Raw genomic sequence first — 19,527 nt, forward strand, 5'->3', positions numbered from 1 at the left:
GGCTCAGATTGCCCAAGGTGCGATGACCCGAGGGGATTGGTCTTAGCGCCATCTCGCGATCTCCCACGCATCGTGGCGCACATCCACCGTGCGCGAAGAAGTTCGAGGCCTGCTTTCAAACTCTCGTGGTTTTCCTGACGCGAGTCGTGTGGGTGGCGAGCAACGCGACGTCTCGCCTGACCGCCCGATAGATGCACCCACCGCGCGCCTTTGTCGAGGATGGCGGCGGCAGAATATGAACCTCCCCGAGCCGCACGCAGAACGGAAGCCCGTGGAGGCATGTCCACGGCAACGGGATTCGCGGGACCCCGCGAGTTTTGCACAGCTAGTGCGCACTCACCGGATGTGCCGGCAACCGCGTCGCCCACCACAACCCACGCGGAACAGCACCACGCCCAACGACTAGTGCTGATCTCACGCCGAGCGCATCGACCTCCACACCTTCCGTGCCGGCCACGAGCTGGATTCTCGATCGAATGACTCCCCGGGATGAAGTCGTTTCGCTCGTTCCAATCGGTTGCGCCTGCTATGTACGCATACGCCATCCGGCCAGTTTGTCGACCACAACTGGGATAGACGGTGTGTCCTGGCGGAGCATCGCGGAAGCGAATAGTCGAATCATTCATCCAGGCGTGCAGTGGAAGCAGATTGCATTTCCCCAAATGAGTTTCACGCTGGGGCGTGTTTCATAAGTCGGTGACCCGAAGCCATTGGTTGATGGCTGCAATACAGACGGCGGCGGTGTGGCGGACGGCTAGTTTGTCGTATCTGGTCGCCACAGAACGGTTTTGCTTGAGCTGGTTGATGCCTCACTCGACGGTGTGGCGCTGCTTGTAGTGCTCGGTGTCGACGCTGGCGGCCGACCACCGGATGAGCCTCTCCTCTTCCGGTTGACAGCCTGGTCGGTCTTGCCTGAGATGGTCGCGCGGATTCCGCGTGTGCGGAGGTAGGCGCGGTTCGCGGCGGAACTGTATGCCTTGTCAGCGAGCACCGCATCTGGTCGGGTCTGGGGCCGGCCTGGGCCAGGTCGGGGCACGCAGATCACGTCGAGAACCGCGACGAACTGCGCACTGTCACCACGCTGACCTGCGGTGACCACAATCGACAGTGGCTTGCGGCCTTGTTCGCAGGCCAGATGGGTCTCAGTGGTCCACCCTCCGTGGGAGCGTCCCAACTCGTGGTCTGCGGGCTCGGTCTCAACCCCGCCGGGCGGTTCGGACTGTGACATGTCATCGCGGCGGGCACCGGCGGCGTGCTGGTGAGCCCACGCGATGGTGGAGTCGACGCTAACGTCCCACATGATCGCGCCCGCGGCGTCGGCGAGGACCCGCGGCCGAATGGGCAGCTCATCAAACGATTCCAGGTACTTTCAAACGGTCAAACGTACAGTTGTGGACTGTGCGTTGCTGTTTCAGTGCAACTCGGACTAACTTCGTGCCAGTAGCCGTCGTGTTGGTACGCAACACACTGGTGATGCGGTGATCGTGTGTGGTGGATAAGGGGGCGTCATACCTATGGCTGCACAGTACGAGACGTACAGCTACCTAGTTCAGTATCTAGACTGCCAGTTCCGTGGATCGGTTGCGGGGCGCCAAGCGGTAGAGCTGCTCGGCTGGCTCGACGAGCTCAGTAACGCGTCTCAATTCGAAGAGCTCTCGTCTCGGATCCGTGAGCGGAAAGGTTCGGAGATTCTCTCGGCGGTCGAGTCAGAGCACTTGAGACTCGCAACCGCGATTGAGATAGTGCTGCAGAAGATCAATCCGGCAACGGTTGATGAATTTCAGCGGTGCTGCGATACTGCCTTTGCGATTCGTGGATCCGCCATGCTCAAGCAGGTCGGCCTCGAGCGAGTGTTGTGGATCGTCGGAGTCTCAGGGGGCGACCCGAGTGCCCCAAAGGGCGCCTTCTTTGCGAGATTCTGCGCTCTCGTCGTGCAATGGTTGGCGGTCGAGGAGCTGCGAGGCCTGTTGAACAGCGGTGGCGCAGGCAGCGGTGCGCTGAGCTTTCAGTACTACCCGCAATCATCGATGACGTCGCGGATGATGCCGATAATCACGCACTTCCGATGGGCGACGCTCGCTGCCACCAGCGCAATCCTCGAGTGTGCAGACGTCTGCGCCAGTCCGCCGCGACTGGTCGAGGAGTTCGCCCACTATCTCCAACATTTTGACGCCGCAGGATACTGTTCCGAACTGTCAACGTGCAGCCCTCCTATGTCGCCGGCATTGCGGGAGATCGCCCGCGACTGTTCGGTCACCGCAGGAGAGCTGGCAGGGAAGCCGTTCATTGAGCTGATGGCAACCCTCGATCTCACTATGCGGCCATTCGTTCGCATCGGTGAGTCCGTGATACCCGCAGGCCTGCAATCGTTGAACACCCGTTTCCACATCACAGTGTTCGCGCATCTCGTCAGGCGACTAGGGCAACAACGGATGTCGGCCGCCTTTGAGTGCGCATGTGCACGACTGCTCACGGACCTCGCGGGCGCTGGATTTCAAGCAATCGACGGGGGAGTAACGGTGTACGTCGAGGACGGGAACCCCGGCGAGATTGACTTCGCGGTAACAGATTCATCGACCCTATTCGTGGGAGAAGCGAAGTCCCGGTCCGATTCCCGTGACCCCCACACTGCCGAACGAAACTTCGTCGCGCAGATCGCCGAGGCGATTGATCAGGCAGACAAGCGAGTCTGGGCTCTCAATTCCGGGACTCCGCTGATCTCGGATGGAAAAGAACTACAGCTGCAGTCCGACCGCCGCGTCTACGGACTCGTTGTCACATTGCACGACTATAGCGGCGGTATCCGAAATGCGGCCGCTCTCGACATGATCCGCGCAGGGCGGTCCCACGCGCCGGCTTTCTCCGTGATGGACCTCATTCTCCTAGCCAAGACCCTGCGTGGAGCGGACGAGTTCGTTGACTATATGAGGTTTCGGCAAGATCTGCTGTACGACGGCATCCATTTTTCCGATGAACTTGATGCGATCGCAGCCTTCCTCGAGGGCGCCGAGGGGTACCGATCAACGATCGATCAGATGCGCGGCGTTCTCCTCGGGGCGGCGATCTTGCCACCGCGAGACGTCACCAAAGAGCTACTGCTCGAGACCTATCCGCCGAATCGTCTGGAGCAGTGGCGTACCAGTGTGGCGACTTTGCCGAAGTTGCACGTCCCCGGCGCTCGCCGTCCGACCAGTAGCAACCAAGGCTCGACGATTAAGGGGCGCGCAACGGTCCGTGGAGGCGGCCAGGCGGCCGACACTGTCGGCGGCGCACTGAAGTCCGTTCTCGATGCGGATGTTGCCGCAGTCAACGCACTGGCAAACATCCGTGAGATTGTTGAGTTTGCTGGGCGGCCTCGACTTCGACTCGGCACGATTGTGGACTTGCCCGCGCTGATAGTCGATCTCAAATCCCCGCGGCCACCGAACATGTCGGGCCGTGTTGATCAGCAACGCACTGATGCCGTGCTTCGAAAGCTCACTGCGGAAGGATTCTGCAACTTTCGGAGTTTCGAGCAGGGACCGCTCCCGCTGCTCGAGGACTGGGGATACGTTCTGTGGCCAACACGTGCGTTGATCTACGCCGGACGTGACCAGTCGGGACGCAACCGCAAACTGCTGTTTCAGTCATTCTTACCGAACGACGAGTGGCACCAAGGGGTCCGCCAACATCGAAGTGGGGTGTTGGCGCTGGTAGTAGGCAGTTTCACTGACGCACCGTCGATGAAACCAGTTGATCTCGAAGCGGCGATGGCGCGAGGCGAAGTACTTGCCGCAGCAGTGACGGGGCTCTGGGCACCGTAGAAGCAGCTTGTCGGTGTGACGGAGCCGTCCATCCTGCTCGACCAATCGAGACGATGAACGAACCCACCGACGGGCAACGGTCCTGCGCCGTTGGCTAGGACAAGCGGTACGGCGGAAGCCGTAGCGCGCGGGGACATAGTTGCCGATCGTTTTTCGGGGGCCGGTTGAACGGAGCCTGATTGGTCGGTACCCGGAGTGGACTGCGTTAGGTATAGCTGCTGCCCACTCCGCTGCAGGCTAGCATCGAATTGCGCACGAGGATGAGCGCAAGAACGTGACGGTTGGGGGAATCGATGAGGAGCGTGGAAGACCGCTACCTGCACGGTGACCTGGACTTTGAGGCGGCGGTCCGGGAGGTGACCGGTGCCAACCTCGACCCGCGAGTTCTTCGCGCAGATCGTCCACAGACTCTCCGTGAAGGACCCGGCGGGGCTAGCCCTGTCGGAGCACGACGCCGCAATGCTCACCGAGGCCGGATTCGTCACCGACCCCGCCGCCGCGACCGCAGCGCGAGTGGACCGCGACATCCGCATGCAGGACCTGGTCCACAGCTCCCTGTCGGTCGCCGACGCCGCCGAGCGCCTCGGGGTCACCACCGCCCGCGTCCGCCAACGCCTGACCGAGGGCAGCCTGTGGGCGTTCACGTCGGGCCGTCACCGGCTGCTGCCGCCCGCCCAGTTCACCGCGTCCGGCGGGGTCCCGTACCTCGATCAGGTGCTGCCGCCGCTGGGCAAGGAGCTGCATCCGCTGACTGTGCAGGCGCTGCTCACCGAGCCGCAGCCGTCCCTGACCGTAGAGGGCCGCCCGGTGTCGATCGTGGCGTGGCTGACGAGAAGTGCAGGGTCCGCCTCGGACATCGTGGCCGCCGCCGACGTGATCACCGCCGCAGGCTGGGAATCGGCGTAGGCGGTGCCAGCGCCAAGGGCGGTCACTGCCCTCGCACTGCGGGATACCGCACCGGGCGTCTTGAGGCAGGGCATTCCAACGAACCCGCGTGACGTGTTCATCGCACCGGCGACCCTTACCTGACCGGGCTGCGCTTCCAGCGGCTAGTCCGGTTGCTCGACGTCTCCGGCATCGGTGGCCGCGCGTGAACGACCCGCGTCGGCGGCAACCACGCCCTCGACTTGGCCGCCCATGGCCGCACCCTGCCACTTGGCACGGACCGTCCACCGCGTCCACGATAACCTCGACGGCATCATCTACCGGGGCCGGTTCGCTGGCAGCATGTGCATCGCGCTGGTTGAATGCGCCACCGACGCCTTCCCTGCACGACCCGAGTTGCGAGGGGCTACAGCAGGTGCCGTTGCTCACGGATGGCGTTGAGGCATTGCTCAAGACTTGGTATCGACCCATACACCAGAGCGGCGGCCCCGGCATACGACTGATGGAGGTCCGCCTCGAGGTCACCGCTCGGTGTGACGAATGGACTTTCGCCGAACCCTGCACCGGGCCTCGGTGTGTAGGAGAAGTCGGATTGTTTGCTGTGCTCGTCGATGTCCTTCATCAGGGCGGAGATTCCGGAGGGCCCTTGGCTCCTCAGAGCGGTGAGGACGCCTTCGTTGGTGAGTAGTTGATGGATGTCGTAGAGATGCCGCCCGCCGGTGAGGATGCGACTACGTGCCTTGTCATCCGGGAATCGGGTGGAGGCGTCATGGAGCAGTGCCAGCTTTTCAAGCAAAGTCCGCTCCGGGCGGAGCACCATCACGGGAAATCCGCTGAACTCCTCCCATTGGTCGGTGGCCTCGCCAAGGGTGTCTGTCGCGTGTTCGGCAACCATCGACCGAAGGGTGTACTCGGCGATGGGATGGTTGCCGCCGCGACACCCCATTTCCAACACCACACCCTCCTTGAGATGCGCGGAGTTGCGTCGTGATGGGTAGAGGTAGCGGACGTTGCGCTTGACGCCTGTTGTTGAGGTGATCGCTTCGACGTGCGTTTTTGACAGATTCAGGTGCGCTGCGACCACGTCACGCACGCGTTTGAGGGTTCGATCTCTCTGCCCATTCGAAGTGCCCGTAGGGAAGTGCAGCAGGAGGTCCACGTCTTCCGAGAACCGTTCGATGATTCCGAAAACGCGGCTCAGGCTGGTGCCGCCTTTGAAGACGAGTTCAACGGGTACCGCGTTCTCCCCGCCTGCGGCGACGGCCGCACGCAGGACTTCCGTCACCCAGAAGTCCTTTTCCACGAAGGCCTGGCTTATTCCGCGTGCGTCCGCTGTTAGGGCCACAAGCCCATCCAGGTCGTCGGGCGACTCACGTAGCCGCCGCGCGCTCACGTTCTCGCCGATGGGGTTGCGCGCGAACCAATGGTCGACTGTTGCCGTGTACCTGACGGCTCGAGGCTGGATTGGAGACGCGAGAGGTTCGTGCGCGCCGATGGAGACTTCTCTCCAGCGACCACCTTCGCCACACGGTCCATCCGGACTCGCCTCTCGATATTTGCCCTGCGCACGACCGACTCCAATTGTGGCCAGCCGCCTTCGACGTAGGGCTCCCAGCTGCGGAGGAGTTCGACGAGGGCAATCTCGAGCGAGTTGAGCTGCCGTCGCAGTGTGTTGTTGCGCTGTGACAGTCGCACTCCGGGGACAGCGGTGGGCGGCGGCCCAGCCACGACCAGGCTCGGCTTAGCCGGGACCTGCGTCGTCAGGCCGAACGCTCGCGCGGCACTGTGCCCTGTGGGGCCTACGCCAGCGTATCGACGCAGGACTTCCGTCGCGATGGCCTCGTTGGTTGGGGGACAACCCCGTACCGCGATCGCCGACCTTTGAAGTAGAGGCCCTTCCGGACCGCGATCAGTTCACCACGCTTGTGCGCTCGAGATGCGGCGCTGCTAGCAGCTGCGGGAGTTCCGGGTAGCTTGTCGACATGCACAAACTTCCCGGTCGGCATTCTCTCCAGGTATGCCCCTGGTGTCGTCTTACTCCCGCTCATGCCAAGAAATCGTACTGAGATTCTGTCACGCTGGCAATCTCTCGCTACGATTGGCAGTCATTGAGAAGGGGCTTTAGCTGCTAGAATGCGGTCCAGTCGTGCGAGTCGGTCCTCCAGCTCACGGGACTCATTGCGATCTCCCTTCGGTTTTCAATTGTCGCGTTGGGCTTACGGGGGGCCGGCGGCGCGTGACTGTCGGCGACGGTTCAGGTCGTGGTGAAGGCGCCGTGGTCGCGACTTGATCGCTTGCTCGATGCTGCGCACCCGTTCAGTCCGCGACGTCGCCGAAAGCGCGTCTGTCAATGACCGCTCGAAACCCTCGGTAGCGGGCACGACCAGCTTGTTCGTTGACCCTATGGGTCTATCGAATGCCGGGCCTAAAGTTCTTAGCGTTGGTCACTGGGGCGCAGCCACCTGGTCGGAGACCAGGTCTACGCAAGCTTCGATGATTCCCCACAGCGGACTAGTAGTCCTCAAGTAGTAGACGCGGTGCTCCGAGCCTGAACGTTCCTCGTGCAGAAGCCCCAACTCGACAAATCTGGACAACTCTTGCGTGATCGCCGTCTGTGGAGCGATCGACCGGGGCGGCTCGGACTGGTAGAAGCGGCCACCCTCGAGATGCAAGATCCAGATCGCGAGTGGTAGCCGACACGCCCGCCCGAAAAACAATCGGCTGATCAAGTTCGCGTCCACACTGGAGTCCTCTACTCAACTATCATGTTTCATGTTTCATGATTCTTGATGTATGTTATAACGAGACGGCAAGTCGTAGATTTCGCGGGAGGCTCCAATGCGTTCGCAGTGCGTCGCAGTGAATCCGAAAGGCGTCGCCCGGAGCCAACGGGTACAGGCCAGGGTTCGAGGCGGCCTGGCAGACGCGTCTGATCCATTGGCGGATCTCGGGCTCGAACCGACACCAGTGTTCGACACCTACTGGCGGTTCGCGGCGAAACGGCACGCGATCTATGAAGCTCGCCAATCGAGGTTGCAAGGGCCGTGGACGTCAGACGCCATCTTGCGTGATCACAGGTTCACGAACTGCTATCGCGCCGCAGATCGAGTGAGCCAGTACTTGATCCGCAATGTCGCATATCGGGGTAGCCAGGAGCCTCGCGAGGTCGTGTTCCGAGTGCTGCTGTTTAAGTTCTTCAACCGAATCTCCACCTGGGAACTGCTCGAAGGAACTGTCGGAGAGATCGCGTGGTCATCGTTTGACGTCACGTTGTACGACAAGGTCCTCACCGAGGCATTCAACAACAAGACCCGCCTGTACTCGGCGGCCTACGTGGTGCCTCCTCCAGCCCTGGGTGCCACGAGGAAGCACACCAATCACCTTCGCCTTCTCCAGAAGATGATGAACTCCGAGATTGTCGAGAAACTCCAGGCCGCAGCCACAATGGAGGAGGCGTACCGGGTGATCCGCGCCTACCCGGCGATTGGGGATTTCCTTGCATATCAGTACTTGATCGACGTCAACTACTCGACCGTGACCGACTTCGACGAAATGGACTTCGTTGTTCCCGGGCCGGGTGCGCGGGACGGGATCCGCAAGTGTTTCGGGCCGCGCTCCCGAGGGTTAGAGGCAGAGATCATCCGGTACATGGCCGATACTCAAGAAGCGCAATTTCGCAGGCTCGGACTACGTTTCGACGGCCTCGCTGGCCGTCCGCTGCAACTCATCGACTGCCAAAATCTGTTCTGCGAAGTTGACAAGTACGCACGCGTTGCGCACCCGGACATCACGGGAGTCAGTGGCCGTACCAAAATCAAGCAGAAGTTCGCTCCCCTTGCCGAGCCCGTGGAACCGTGGTTCCCACCTAAGTGGGGCCTGCTGACTGAGACGGCGATCTCGAGTGGTCGAATCGCCAGCGATCAGCCTTTGCTACCACAGTCCTGATTCGAACCGGCGAAGGAAGTCCGTGATCTTGCGCTTTCCTTCGTCGAGGGTGGCCAGGCCTGCAACGACGGTGAGTTGTCCTGGCTGTGTTCCTGTCTGCTGCGCCAGGTACGCCTGGAGGCGCGCTAACCCGAGGTAGTTTCCGTAGCCGCGCTGGATGAGGTATTGGCTGCGGTAGTGGGCGACGAGGTGCAGCGAGTCGCCGTCGAGTTGAAACGAACAGAACGACAGGCACGGAAAACCCATCAGTGCCTTGCTGTCTGAGTCGGGGTCGTAGACGTCGACACTTCCATGGTCGGTGCCGGCATCGGATGGACCGGCAACAGACAGCTCGTACCGTGCCTTCATGGGGCCGGTTTTTGCCCGCTCGGTCTGAATTTTGGCGGCCAGTTGGCCGAGCTGATCGACGGGTGTCTTCCGGCCAGGGTGGGCGACGAGTCGACCGAAGTATGTGCCGCGGCGGTTGTCGTTGCTCAGTTTTGTGATGGTCGGGTACATCCGTCGGTAGCGCGTGACTAGTGCCCCGATGTCGCCGGAGGCTTGGGCCAACTGTTGGGGGAAGATCGTGTTGGCGACTGTCTCGACCGGGTCGCGGCCCAGCGCCTCGAGGAATGAGTCGATCTCTCGACGGATCGCGGGGACTTCGACATGCGGCGCGCGGATCCGGGTGATCAGCTGAAGCATCTTGTGGTCGGATTGCTCGTGGACTGCTTGCACTGCCCCCAGCCATCCTTCCGACACAGAGTCAGCGACGACCAGGCCATCGTCTACCTTCGTTGCCATTGTTCTCCTACCAGGTGATGCGGACGTTGGCGCGGCTCATTCGAGCCACCTGCGGTCTAGCCCGAGAGGTGGGTTGGGCGCATCCAGCTGAACGGTGTACCCGGACCTCGGATCTGACGAACCATCAGACACGGTGACCGAACCGATTCCGCTGACCTTGCCGTCGCGCTCGAGGACATGGAAGGTCCCCCATCGCCGGCGGCGGTGGCGGCGACTTCGGGCAACCAGTCAGGCGCGGTCACGTCATACCCGGCGGCGACGCGGACACACAGTCGGTCGCCGTCGTGGACTGTGATCGTTCGTCCGTCGAACGCGGGGGTGAGGGTCCACACATCGGGCCACCTACTCGCGGGCATGCCTAGGTTGTTGTCGAGGCGGCGCTTAATCTGTCCGGGAGATTCGCGACTCCATCGGCGGACTTGGTCGCTCGTTGCCAGGCGCAGGTTCATCAGGTGACGCAGGATGGCCGCGTGGGGAACGCCGAGCATCAGCGAGAGCCGATAGACATCGGTGGCATCGCGTGGACGGTCAAGGGCGAGTACCCGCAGTGCGGAGGACACTGCGCGGCGGGGCATCAAGAACCACGCCGCGAAAGCTTCGGCCATCTTCTCCGTAGGAGTCCACCCCCGTCGCTCGCGAAGTGAATAGATAGAATCGTCGCCAGTCGGCATTGTGGACGGGCAGTCCGCCTCATCCGTGCATGTCGTGTGCTCGAGAAAATGGTGCCCTAGCTCGTGAGCCGCGGTGAAGCGTCGAGCACCCGGGGTCAAGTCGGAGTTGACGAGTATCCCGGGGCTTGACCCCGGGTCGTTGATGTAGACGCCGAAAAGGCGAGGCATCGGACGCCACATCAAGATGGCGCCAGAAGCCATGATCGCCTCGGCCACGTCGATCGGAAGCTTGCCTGGGTCGATGCCGAGTTGGGCATGAGCCTTGGCTGCAGCGATGTTCGCGAGCCTGTGGGCATCCGCCCATGTCATCCCCATTTGCCTGCCCTTGTTGCAAGGTTCACGTGGTTCTCGACGTCAACAGCTGGGGACATCAGCGTTCACCCGGACGTTTCGATGCGGCATTGAACTTCAGGAACTGGACGAACTTGAGGACCTCATCCTGGTCATCCTCGGTCAGGTCGACCATGGCACGGGCCAATGCCGCGCCTGGAGGTTCGACGGCCTCCAGATCGTCCTCCGCGAGAAAGTGGCTGACGGGGTAGCCGTACAACCGTGCGAGCTTCCGAAGCTCGAGGCTGTCAACCTTCCGTTGGCCTCGCTCAACATCACTGATCGCGCTGCGTTGCATCCCGATGGCCGCGGAAACGTACTGCTGGGAGAAGTTCAGGTACTCGCGCACCTCACGCAACCTCGACCCCAGCGTGACCCACTCGTCGTTCTCGCTCACGCGCTCTCCTCAGAATTCCGCTGCGCCGGGATGAGTTCGCCCACCAACTGAGCGAAAAGCCTCACCGACCGAAGCGCATCTGCGGTGTCTTCGTTGATCGGGATCGTGATGCCGTAACGCATCTCCAACTCGACGATCAACTCGACCGACAGGAGGGAGTCCACTGGCATCTCCTGCCCCAGTGCCCGTAGCTCGGCATCGAGTTCATCCGCGTTGCGACTCATATTCGCCGCGAGCAGCCCGACAATCTCGTTCTCCAACGCATCCTGGTTCATCGCCACACAACCTCCCTGTCGTCCTTGCCGACATCGCTGTCTGATGATAGAACAGTGTCGGACAATCCGACAAGTGACGTTCGAAAATCAATCAGGGGGATTTATGGAGTTCGCGGAGTACCAGGACAAGACCAGAGCAACCGACCAGCGTCCGGACCGAGAACTCGCCGACATCGCCGTGCACCTCCTCGGGCTCGGCGGCGAGGCCGGGTCGGTTCTCGCCCAGTACAAGAAGCACCTGAGAGACAAGGGCTCCCATCTCACGTGGAAGCTCAAGATGCGCGAAGAAATGGGCGACGTCCTCTGGTACCTGGCGACGCTGGCCAACAAGCTCGACCTCGACCTCAATGAGGTCGCCGAAGCCAACCTCGAAAAGACCCGCAGTCGCTGGCTGAGGTCGCCCATTGATCAGCTCGACGCATCGATGAAGCCTGAGGAGCGGCTGCCGCGCCGAGGGACCTACGAATTCGAGCCGGGCCGCAACGAGCACGGGCGACCTACCGTACGGGTGCGGTTTGACGGCCAGCAGTGCGGTGACGTTCTCACCGACTCGTCAGGGACGGAAGATGGATATCGCTTCCACGACGTCTTCCACCTCGCGTTTGCAGTCCACCTGGGGTGGTCGCCCGTGACACGGGCCCTGCTCAAACGCAAGCGCAAGAGCAACCTCGACATCGACGAAGCGGAGGACGGCGGACGCGCCATCGTCATCGAAGAAGGTGTCTCCGCGCTGGTGTTCGCGTACGCAACAGACCACAACTACCTAGATGAAATCGAGCATCTCGACCAGCAACTGCTCGATATGATCAAACTTCTCGTCGCACGGACTGAAGCAGGAGTCAGGTCGGCGGCCGACTGGGAGGCCGCAATCCTCGACGGCTACGAAGTCTTTCGTCAACTCGTAGAACATGACGGAGGATCTGTCGAATTCGACTCCGCCACACAAAGTTTGACCTACACCCAGCCGCGAACTCTCACGGAAGGAGCGTTTGATGCCCGATGACCTTGTGATCAGTGTCGAGGACCTAACTAGGGGGACTGCGCGGACGGACGGGTACCCGTCCGCCTAGCAACTTTCAGGGGATCAAGTTGGTTCCGCTCAAGGTACGGAGGTTCCTCAGGTTCATTGCCGCGAGCGCGAACCCGACGAGACGATGCCTGGACATCGGTGCGTTCCGGATCCGAACATTTCGCGTTTTGCTGGTGGATTGCCGCCCGGCCTGATCAGCAACGTGAGGATCTTCAACACGTCTGGAGCCCCCTGGTCCCGAAGTCGATGCGACAGGCTAAGAGAAGCCGACTGTGTATTGCGACCAACTCTGCCCCCGTCAGGAGTGCGGCTGCGCCAAGACCGTGACCCTCTGCGACGAGGATCTGCCGAACATTCGGATGCCGTTCCAGCACGGTTACGAGGAGTGGGCCAACTCGTACCGCCGGAGAGTGGGAATCGAATCACTGTTCGGAGATCTCAAGTCGAACCGGCTGCACCTGCGTCGCGGGTACGCATTTTCCGGCCTCCCGGAATCGGCGCATTCCGGTGACCTTCGACCTGTGACTTGGGATATCCGACTATATCCCGCGACCACAGGCACGATCGGCCCACCAAGGGAGCGGTATTCGACTTGTCGCCTGGCCTCCGCCACGACTTACAGCGACTGACGGTCCGATTCCAGGAAATTTCGTTCGACATCGGGGCCTGCTGAGGCAATAGGTGAACCCAACAGCGCTGATGGGTGAACACCCTATGGAGGTGCTTGACGTACATCGGGCATCCGGAGGAGAACATTCTGGTTGGCGAGGGCTTTGCGTAGTGCGTCGTTGTCGAGGGTGAGGGCCTGGACGTGCTGCGCGAGGATGTGTGCTCTGCGGCGTAGTTCGAGGATGTCCTGGTTCTCGTCGCGTTTGCGTTGGGCGAGTTCGGCTTCGAGTTGTTTGATTCGCTCCCGCATTATGGTGGGTGCGCTGGTATTGTCCGGTTCGGCGCGGGCGGCCAGTGCAACTCGGAGCCGCGCCAGGGTGTCGGTGGCGCGGTTGGCGGTGGCGCGGGAGACACCGGCCTCACGGGCAAGGTTGGTGACGGTAAGCGCCCCATCGGTGCGCAGAGGTTGTCCGCCGAGCAGCCGTTGGAGGGCGTTGTCGAGTGCGGCCGCGCTGTCGGCGCTGACGCCGCTCACGCATCATCCTGCGCGGTGAGTGGTTTGAGCAGAGCAGTCATGGTGGCGATCTCCTGGTGTAGCGCTGCGCGTTGCGGCGAAGAGAGCCGTTGGATTGTCAGCAGGTCGCGGGCGTTGTCGACGACGGTGCGGATGGCGGGTGCGTGCCGGTCGGTGACACAGGAGTTGCGGCACACTCCGGGCTGGCAGTGGTTTGCGCCGGGCTTTGCCTTCGTGTCGGCGGTGGTGGTCGATTGTTGCAGGCATAGCGCGGCGGCCGGGTCGAAGTAGCAATCGTTGAGTACGCCCGGGTAGTAGGTGCGGGCGCTGTTGGCGAGCATCGCCCGCCGGGTCGTGTCCGTGACGTGCTCCGAACGCAGAAGCTGTCCATGTTCGGGCGGCAGCGGTGTGCTCACTCGCGGGCCCCGATTCCGCCGGCCCGCGGAGGCAGGTGGCGCAGCGGTGCCTCGGACTCGGCGATCGCCTTGGCCATCGTGACAACGTCTGCGGGAAACGCGGGCAGGATCTGGGTGTGGATCCGTCTCCAGGTGCCGCCGTGCACCGCTTCCCATGCATCGGCGGGCATCTGCTCGCGCTGCGCATGCAGGTGGTCGAGAAAGGCAAGAATGGCGGGCAGCGTGCGGCTGGTGACGATCGCATTGGAGCAGTCCAGGCATGTCCAGAACGGCACCGGGCAAGGGGTGCCCTTGGCTGCAAACGGTGAGTCGGTGAAGTCGCGGCACGCCGAGAGCCACAAGTCCTTCTCACCCGCGAGCAGCGAGCCGAGTTGCCCCGCGTCGACGCCTGCAACCTGGGGCGCCTGCTCAGGATGCGCGGTCAGATGCTGTTCGTCGTCGGCCGTGAGCACCCGCAGTTGCACCGCATCGGTGAGGGCCTCGGTAAGCCCGTCGACGATCGCGCCTTCGTGAATGTCCCGCAGCGCCGGGATGTCGGCATAGCGGGCGGCCGCCACCTCGTTCGAGTGCCCGCGGGCAAGCAACGGCAGCTGCCCGCCGGTCGCGCGGTAGAACTCCGCCTTGTAGCTCTTGCGGAGCCGCCGGAAGTCGATCGACAGCGGGCGCCCGTTCTCGATCAGACCGGATCGTTGCGCCAGCGTGGCGGCCCCACTGTAGTCACGTACTGGTACCTTGCTGACCGCCAGCCGACCGTTTCCTTTGCCTTGGTAGCTGATCCACAGCGCCGCCGAACCGGCCACGTGGACGCGGGCGCGACGGGTCAACCGCAGCACCAGCCGCACCAACCCTCCAGGGATGGTTGCATTTCCGTCGCGCACCCGCAACCGGTTGTGTTCCTCGCTGTGGCGGCGTCGCTTGAGGTAGTCGATCTCGACAAAGCTGTGTGCCGGGTTGCGCAGGCAGTCCGCACGCAGGGCCCGCACCGCTTCGGGCTCGAGTCCGGTGTCGAGGATCAGCAGGATCGCGGCCGCGGCGAGATCCATCTCGGTGGGGTAGAGCAGCTCGTGCAGACGCATCAGTGAAACCCCGCGCCGGACGGTCCGGCCCGCCGCGCGAGTGAATTCGGCGTCGCTGAGCGCACCGCACCGTTCGATCTCCCACAGCAGGTTCGCCTCCACATCCCAGCCGCCGACCCGCGGGTCGACACCGGCGGCCAGGAGCCGCTCACCGGTGACCGTGATGCGGGTGACCGCCGCCCGCAGATGTTCGCGGCACGCCGCCCGCAGCGCCGCCACAACCTCCGGCGGATAGGCGTCGAGACCGGGTCGAGGCCGCGGGTAGCGGCGGTGGCCGATGAACCGCAATCGCAGCGGCATCTGAGGGTGTAGCCGGTCCGGGTCGGTGTCTCGCACGTGACGCAGCATCGCGACCAGCGCGCCAAGGAACCCGTAGGCGGTCCGATCGACGGGTATTTCCGTGTACAGGTGTTCCTCGAACGCATCGAGCAGGCTCGGGGCCAACTCGCTCAGCTCGAGCTGGTCGGGCTGAGCGTTTCGTGCGGCCACGAACGCGTCAAGCTTCTTGAGCGCGTTCACATACACGTAGACCGTGGGGCGTGCCGAAATCCGGCCGCCGACCTGCGCCAGCTGTCGTAGAGCGGTCGCCAGGTCCCGAATCAGCCTCGCACACGCCACCTCGGTCAAGTCCACCTCGCAGCCCGGGCTGTCGGGAAATCGGATCTCGAACACCAACGGCGGTATGTCCTCCTCCGGCATCGGTGCCGTGGGCACATTCGGAGCCGAAGGGAAGCGAACGCGGCGGCGGCCGGTCATGAGGCGAACGCCCCAGTCTCGGCGACCAATTCGGGTAGCTCGGTGTCAGCGGCTCGGTCGGCGAGGTCTGAGACGGCCTCATCGATCAATTCCTGGGCCTCGCCGATCGAATCGAGATAGACATGAGTGGTGGTCACCGAAGCGTGACCGAGCAGTTTTTGTAAGTGCGCCAATGGATCTCCCATTACCTCCGATAGGCGCCGAGCCGCAGATCATTTGCTCCGGCGTGCATCGCGGAAATTTGTTGACGCACCAATTGGGTGAGCAGATGGACAGCGAAGGTGTGCCGCAGGGTGTGCGGGCTCGCCTCGATGTCCAGGCCAAGACCCCGGCAGCGGAGGCCGGCCCGCTCGAACACCGACTCCCACGACCGTGCCGCCATCGGCGCCCCTCGCTCGCTCAACCACAACGCAAGCGGCCCCACCATCTTTCCGGCGCAGTCGACCTCCATCAGCCGCGCACGCTCATCCGGTCCGAGGTCCGCCCAACGCACCGTCGCCCAGCAGTCCTCGCCCTGCCATAGCTGGCCGCCGCGGCGATCCGGGCTGCGCACCAGCAACCACCTACGCCCCGCCGGCCACCCGCGCGCGTCCGCGCGTTGAACGGCGACTGCGCGTTCGGCATCGATATAGCCGCGCACTCTCTGCAACACCCGGTGCGGGATACGGATTGCTCGGCCGCGGTCTCCCTTCGTCGTCAGCGCGGCCAGCTCGAACCGGGCTGACTGGGCACCCCTCGCTCGTGTCGATAGGCGGCAGTTCGCACGCGAGCAGGCTGTTGGCTTCCTCTGGCCGCAACCCGGTTGCGACGCACAGGTCAGCGAAAGCCGCGTTGCGCCCGCCACAGCGGCTGACAAACTCGGCGTCCTCGGCTCCGGTCGGCAACAATCCACGTAGGCCGACATCCCGGAACCCGGTATAGCGGGGTAGTGACAGGAACCGTACGTCGCCGTGGTGCCGGGTGGCCTTTTCCCGCGCCTTCACCACCGCCACCGACCCGGACGGCTGCTGCTGTGTGAACCCAAACGGGGGAGCAGGAAGTAGTCCCTCCGCCAGCGCCCACCGATAGAACTTCTCCAGCGCAGCCGTACATCGGTTCCACGCCTCACCCGAACACCGATACGGTGGCTCCGATAGCCGACGGGCGGCGTGAAACGCCTCCAGATCAGCACGATCAGCCTCCAGCAGCCCGCGTCCGTCCCGGCACTCCTCAAGGAACCGGGCCCACGTCACCAGATCTAGCGCATAGGCCCGCCAGCTTCGCCGCGAAACGTACCGCCGATGTCGGCAAAGACCGGAAGAAGCTGTTGAGCGCCGAATGATACGAGCCGTTGCCGTTGAGCACGAACGGCATCTGCTCCGGCACGAAGCGCCCTGCAAACACCCCGGCGCGTTGCCGGGCGAGCTCGTCCTCGACCATGCCCGGAACCGGGTCCGCAAGCGATACCGAGTCGGTGAAGAAGATTTCCATGCGCCGAACCGTACGGTCCACTGACACAGTGAGACGCAATCACCCTGCACGGATAAACACTGAGACGACCGAGATTGCACCGGATGTCTACCGATTCTCGACCTACGTCAGCGACGCCAACCTGGTCATGAACGAGTACCTGATCGACGGCGACGAACCCCTGCTGTTCCACATGGGCCAGCGCGCGCTGTTCCCGTTCACCTCCGCGGCGGTCGGCCGGGTGCTCCCGCTCGACCGGCTGCGGTGGATCGCGTTCGGCCACGTCGAGGCCGACGAGTGCGGGTCGATGAACTCGTGGCTGGCGGCCGCGCCGCACGCGGAGGTGGCCCACGGCGCGCTGAGTTGTTTTGTTCAGGTGGACGATCTGGCGGACCGGCGGCCCCGGCCGCTGCAGGACGGCGAGGTGATCGAGGTGGGCGCTCGGCGCGTGCGCCACATCGACACCCCGCACGTGCCGCACGGGTGGGACGCCTGCCTGGTGTACGAGGAGACGACGTCGACGCTGCTGTGCGGAGACCTGTTCACGGCGTTCGGCCGCCACCCCGCCGTCACCGACAGCGAGATCGTCGGCCCCGCGCTGGCGGGGAGGAGATGGGCCACGCGACGGCGCTGACCCCCACCCTCGGCCCGACCATCCGGGGGCTGGCCGACCTCGCGCCCCGGACACTCGGGCTCATGCACGGACCCGCGTACACCGGCGACTGCGCAGGCGCGCTGCGCGAGCTGGCGGCGGCCTACGAGGAGCGCCTCGAGGCAGAGGGGGAGCGACTGCGCGGGCAGGGGTGAACGCGGCGGCCCGCTGACCGGTCGATCAGGCGGTGAGCGCTTCGTCGACGGTCCGGTATCCGATGGGTTCGCCCCCGCGCGCATCGAGCCTCGCGTGCAGTGCGGACCGCACGGCGGGCCATTCCGCGTGCAGCACCGAGTAGATGGCGGTGTCGCGCCACGCGCCGTCCGCTCTCCGCTTGTCCCGCCTGTGCACTCCCTCGAGCACGGCGCCGAGCCGCTCGATGGCCGAGCGCGAGCGGACGTTCGCGGCATCTGCCTGGATCTTGACTCTGCCGAAGCCGCTCTCGAAGGCGAGCCCGAACAGCAGGAGCTTCGCCTCGGGATTGACCGCGCTGCCCCAGACCCGGGGGTCGTAGGCGGTCCAGCCGATGTGGGCGGATTCGGTGGCCTCGTCGAAGTCGCCGAGGGAGGTGGTACCGACGAGGGCGCCGTCGTGCGCGCCACCACGGATCCGGACGCCGTAGACGTTGCAGCGGTCGAACTGCAGGTACTCCCTCGCCCAGGCCAGGAAGTCGTCCCGGTCGGCCCGGTAGCCCGCGCTGCCTCCGCCGAAGCCGCCCGCGAACACGCGGGGTCTGCTATCGCCGTGCAGAGCTCGGGAAGGTCTGCGGGAGAAAGGGGTTCGAGACAAATGTACCGGCCGCGAAGGGGTGCAACCGGGGGTCGTACTGCTGGCATGGGCCGCAGTGTGCAGGTCGGAGGTGACGGGCCGGTGAATACAGATTTGACGCTCGGCGACGGTCCGGTTCAGGCGTCGCGCGCCCGCCGCAGCGCGTACGCCTTGAGGCGGCTGAACCCACGCACGCGCAGCGATCGCAGCGACCTGAGCTGGAGGTCGTCGTCGCCCTCCAGTGCGGTCGCGAGCGTGGCGTCGACGAGCACGGCGCCGGGCCGGGCCGAACTCGTCAGGCGCGCAGCGATGTTCACCACGGACCCGTACACATCGCCGAATCTCAGCAGCACCGGGCCCATGGCCAGGCCCACCCGCAGGGCGGGCAGGTCCACGGTGGCGAGGGCGGCATCCTGCAGCGCGAGCGCGATCCGCGCAGCGTCTGCGGGGTCCTCGACCGCGAACATCACCTCGTCGCCGAGGTTCTTGATCACCCAGCCGCGGCCCTGATTGATCACTGTCATCGCGGTCGACTCGAAGTCCTCGAGCAGGCGGGTCAGTTCGTCGATGTCGATGCGCCGGGTCAGGCTGGTGTAGCCGACCATGTCCGCGAATCCGACAACCAGGGTGCGGCTGTCGGAGCCGTCGCCCGCGCTGTCGAGGAACCGCGCAGCATTGGAGGCGAGGTGCCTGCGCCACACGTACGACTGAAGTTTCTCCAGCGCAGGCAGCATCTGCTCGGCGACCAGGGTCGCCTGCGCCGCGACCGCGAGCACGTCGGCCTGCTCGGATCCGCCCGACTGCTTCACTCGGTCGAGGATGTGGCTGTTGAGCAGCCCGAGCTGCCATTCGGCCAGCCGCGCGAAGGACTGGCCGAGCGCGCGGGTCACCGGCACCTCCAGCTCCTCGTCGATGATCCCCATGTCGACGAGCGAGGTGATGGTGCGCAGGGCGTCGACGTCCGCATCGGTGAACATCGGCGTGTCCGGGTTCGAGTCCACCGCGAAACCCATCGCCACCCACAGCCGTTGCGCGCGTTCGAGGGGCACACCGGCCACCGCGGTGGCCTGCCCGCGCGTGTATTTGACCGCGCCGCCGAGCAGGTTCCGCTCCACCTCGGCCTGGATCAGTGCGTATTCGTTGGGGGTGGGGTGGCCACCAGGCATGT

Annotated in this window: 19 protein-coding genes and 1 pseudogene; 5 read left to right on the forward strand and 15 right to left on the reverse strand. The window is 64.0% G+C overall.

Annotation, left to right across the window (positions count from 1 at the left end; genetic code table 11):
- Nucleotides 1–754: 754 nt before the first annotated feature.
- Entirely contained in the window at nucleotides 755–1,300 is a 546-nt protein-coding gene (locus tag BTZ20_RS01355) for a transposase (RefSeq protein ID WP_223263565.1), read from the reverse strand.
- 442 nt (nucleotides 1,301–1,742) lie between these two features.
- Here BTZ20_RS01355 and BTZ20_RS01360 point away from each other — a divergent pair, with 442 nt between their 5' ends.
- On the forward strand, nucleotides 1,743–3,803 hold the full coding sequence (locus BTZ20_RS01360; protein WP_145982156.1) for a hypothetical protein: 2,061 nt from the start codon (nucleotides 1,743–1,745) through the stop codon (nucleotides 3,801–3,803).
- Between the two features lie 363 nt (nucleotides 3,804–4,166).
- A complete protein-coding gene (locus BTZ20_RS01365; RefSeq protein ID WP_223263566.1) occupies nucleotides 4,167–4,709 on the forward strand; it encodes a hypothetical protein in 543 nt (180 codons plus the stop codon).
- 385 nt (nucleotides 4,710–5,094) lie between these two features.
- Here the strand turns inward: BTZ20_RS01365 and BTZ20_RS01375 are convergent, their stop codons facing one another.
- On the reverse strand, nucleotides 5,095–5,973 hold the full coding sequence (locus tag BTZ20_RS01375; RefSeq protein ID WP_189636562.1) for a nucleotidyl transferase AbiEii/AbiGii toxin family protein: 879 nt from the start codon (nucleotides 5,971–5,973) through the stop codon (nucleotides 5,095–5,097).
- A 1,553-nt stretch (nucleotides 5,974–7,526) separates the two neighbouring features.
- On the opposite strand from BTZ20_RS01375, the gene BTZ20_RS01385 reads away from it, so the two are divergent.
- Nucleotides 7,527–8,633, forward strand: coding sequence for a nucleotide kinase domain-containing protein (locus BTZ20_RS01385; RefSeq protein WP_189636563.1), 1,107 nt, complete (start codon nucleotides 7,527–7,529; stop codon nucleotides 8,631–8,633).
- Here BTZ20_RS01385 and BTZ20_RS01390 read toward each other — a convergent pair.
- From BTZ20_RS01390 to BTZ20_RS01405, 4 genes are all read right to left on the reverse strand, one after another.
- A complete protein-coding gene (locus tag BTZ20_RS01390; RefSeq protein ID WP_077040109.1) occupies nucleotides 8,619–9,416 on the reverse strand; it encodes a hypothetical protein in 798 nt (265 codons plus the stop codon). The genes BTZ20_RS01385 and BTZ20_RS01390 overlap by 15 nt on opposite strands.
- Nucleotides 9,417–9,472: 56 nt before the next feature.
- Nucleotides 9,473–10,396 carry an ImmA/IrrE family metallo-endopeptidase gene (locus BTZ20_RS01395; protein ID WP_189636564.1) on the reverse strand — a complete coding sequence of 308 codons (924 nt, stop codon included), beginning with the start codon at nucleotides 10,394–10,396 and terminating at the stop codon, nucleotides 9,473–9,475.
- Between the two features lie 61 nt (nucleotides 10,397–10,457).
- Nucleotides 10,458–10,814: a helix-turn-helix domain-containing protein gene (locus tag BTZ20_RS01400; protein ID WP_077040111.1), complete on the reverse strand. Its 357-nt coding sequence runs from the start codon at nucleotides 10,812–10,814 to the stop codon at nucleotides 10,458–10,460.
- Nucleotides 10,811–11,089, reverse strand: coding sequence for an acyl carrier protein (locus tag BTZ20_RS01405; protein WP_223263867.1), 279 nt, complete (start codon nucleotides 11,087–11,089; stop codon nucleotides 10,811–10,813). The genes BTZ20_RS01400 and BTZ20_RS01405 overlap by 4 nt, the downstream gene beginning before the upstream one ends.
- A gap of 73 nt (nucleotides 11,090–11,162) precedes the next feature.
- Here BTZ20_RS01405 and BTZ20_RS01410 point away from each other — a divergent pair, with 73 nt between their 5' ends.
- Nucleotides 11,163–12,092: a nucleoside triphosphate pyrophosphohydrolase family protein gene (locus BTZ20_RS01410; protein WP_223263567.1), complete on the forward strand. Its 930-nt coding sequence runs from the start codon at nucleotides 11,163–11,165 to the stop codon at nucleotides 12,090–12,092.
- Between the two features lie 739 nt (nucleotides 12,093–12,831).
- Here BTZ20_RS01410 and BTZ20_RS01415 read toward each other — a convergent pair.
- Genes BTZ20_RS01415 through BTZ20_RS27540 form a run of 7 tightly spaced genes read right to left on the reverse strand, consistent with a single transcriptional unit; the run spans nucleotide 12,832 to nucleotide 16,960 of the window.
- Nucleotides 12,832–13,263 carry a helix-turn-helix domain-containing protein gene (locus BTZ20_RS01415; protein WP_077040114.1) on the reverse strand — a complete coding sequence of 144 codons (432 nt, stop codon included), beginning with the start codon at nucleotides 13,261–13,263 and terminating at the stop codon, nucleotides 12,832–12,834.
- Complete coding sequence (locus BTZ20_RS01420; protein WP_077040115.1) at nucleotides 13,260–13,658, reverse strand: hypothetical protein; 399 nt, start codon at nucleotides 13,656–13,658, stop codon at nucleotides 13,260–13,262. The genes BTZ20_RS01415 and BTZ20_RS01420 overlap by 4 nt, the downstream gene beginning before the upstream one ends.
- Nucleotides 13,655–15,448 (reverse strand): hypothetical protein, encoded by a 1,794-nt coding sequence (locus tag BTZ20_RS01425; RefSeq protein WP_145982157.1) that lies wholly within the window; start codon nucleotides 15,446–15,448, stop codon nucleotides 13,655–13,657. Before BTZ20_RS01425 ends, BTZ20_RS01420 begins: the two co-directional genes overlap by 4 nt.
- A gap of 38 nt (nucleotides 15,449–15,486) precedes the next feature.
- Nucleotides 15,487–15,675, reverse strand: coding sequence for a hypothetical protein (locus BTZ20_RS26470; RefSeq protein WP_145982158.1), 189 nt, complete (start codon nucleotides 15,673–15,675; stop codon nucleotides 15,487–15,489).
- On the reverse strand, nucleotides 15,675–16,043 hold the full coding sequence (locus BTZ20_RS29635) for a hypothetical protein (RefSeq protein ID WP_411269101.1): 369 nt from the start codon (nucleotides 16,041–16,043) through the stop codon (nucleotides 15,675–15,677). Before BTZ20_RS29635 ends, BTZ20_RS26470 begins: the two co-directional genes overlap by 1 nt.
- Before the next feature lie 10 nt (nucleotides 16,044–16,053).
- Nucleotides 16,054–16,722, reverse strand: coding sequence for a site-specific integrase (locus BTZ20_RS29640; RefSeq protein ID WP_411269102.1), 669 nt, complete (start codon nucleotides 16,720–16,722; stop codon nucleotides 16,054–16,056).
- On the reverse strand, nucleotides 16,700–16,960 hold the full coding sequence (locus tag BTZ20_RS27540) for a hypothetical protein (RefSeq protein WP_077040118.1): 261 nt from the start codon (nucleotides 16,958–16,960) through the stop codon (nucleotides 16,700–16,702). Before BTZ20_RS27540 ends, BTZ20_RS29640 begins: the two co-directional genes overlap by 23 nt.
- Nucleotides 16,961–17,012: 52 nt before the next feature.
- Between BTZ20_RS27540 and BTZ20_RS01445 the strand changes: the two are divergent.
- Nucleotides 17,013–17,746: pseudogene (locus tag BTZ20_RS01445) on the forward strand (MBL fold metallo-hydrolase).
- A gap of 25 nt (nucleotides 17,747–17,771) precedes the next feature.
- Here the strand turns inward: BTZ20_RS01445 and BTZ20_RS01450 are convergent.
- Complete coding sequence (locus tag BTZ20_RS01450) at nucleotides 17,772–18,317, reverse strand: GNAT family N-acetyltransferase (protein ID WP_223263568.1); 546 nt, start codon at nucleotides 18,315–18,317, stop codon at nucleotides 17,772–17,774.
- A 179-nt stretch (nucleotides 18,318–18,496) separates the two neighbouring features.
- On the reverse strand, nucleotides 18,497–19,525 hold the full coding sequence (locus tag BTZ20_RS01455; protein WP_077043390.1) for an adenylate/guanylate cyclase domain-containing protein: 1,029 nt from the start codon (nucleotides 19,523–19,525) through the stop codon (nucleotides 18,497–18,499).
- Nucleotides 19,526–19,527: the final 2 nt, after the last annotated feature.

Source organism: Rhodococcus sp. MTM3W5.2, from assembly GCF_001984015.1.
In the GTDB taxonomy this organism is placed as follows: domain Bacteria; phylum Actinomycetota; class Actinomycetes; order Mycobacteriales; family Mycobacteriaceae; genus Rhodococcus_G; species Rhodococcus_G oryzae.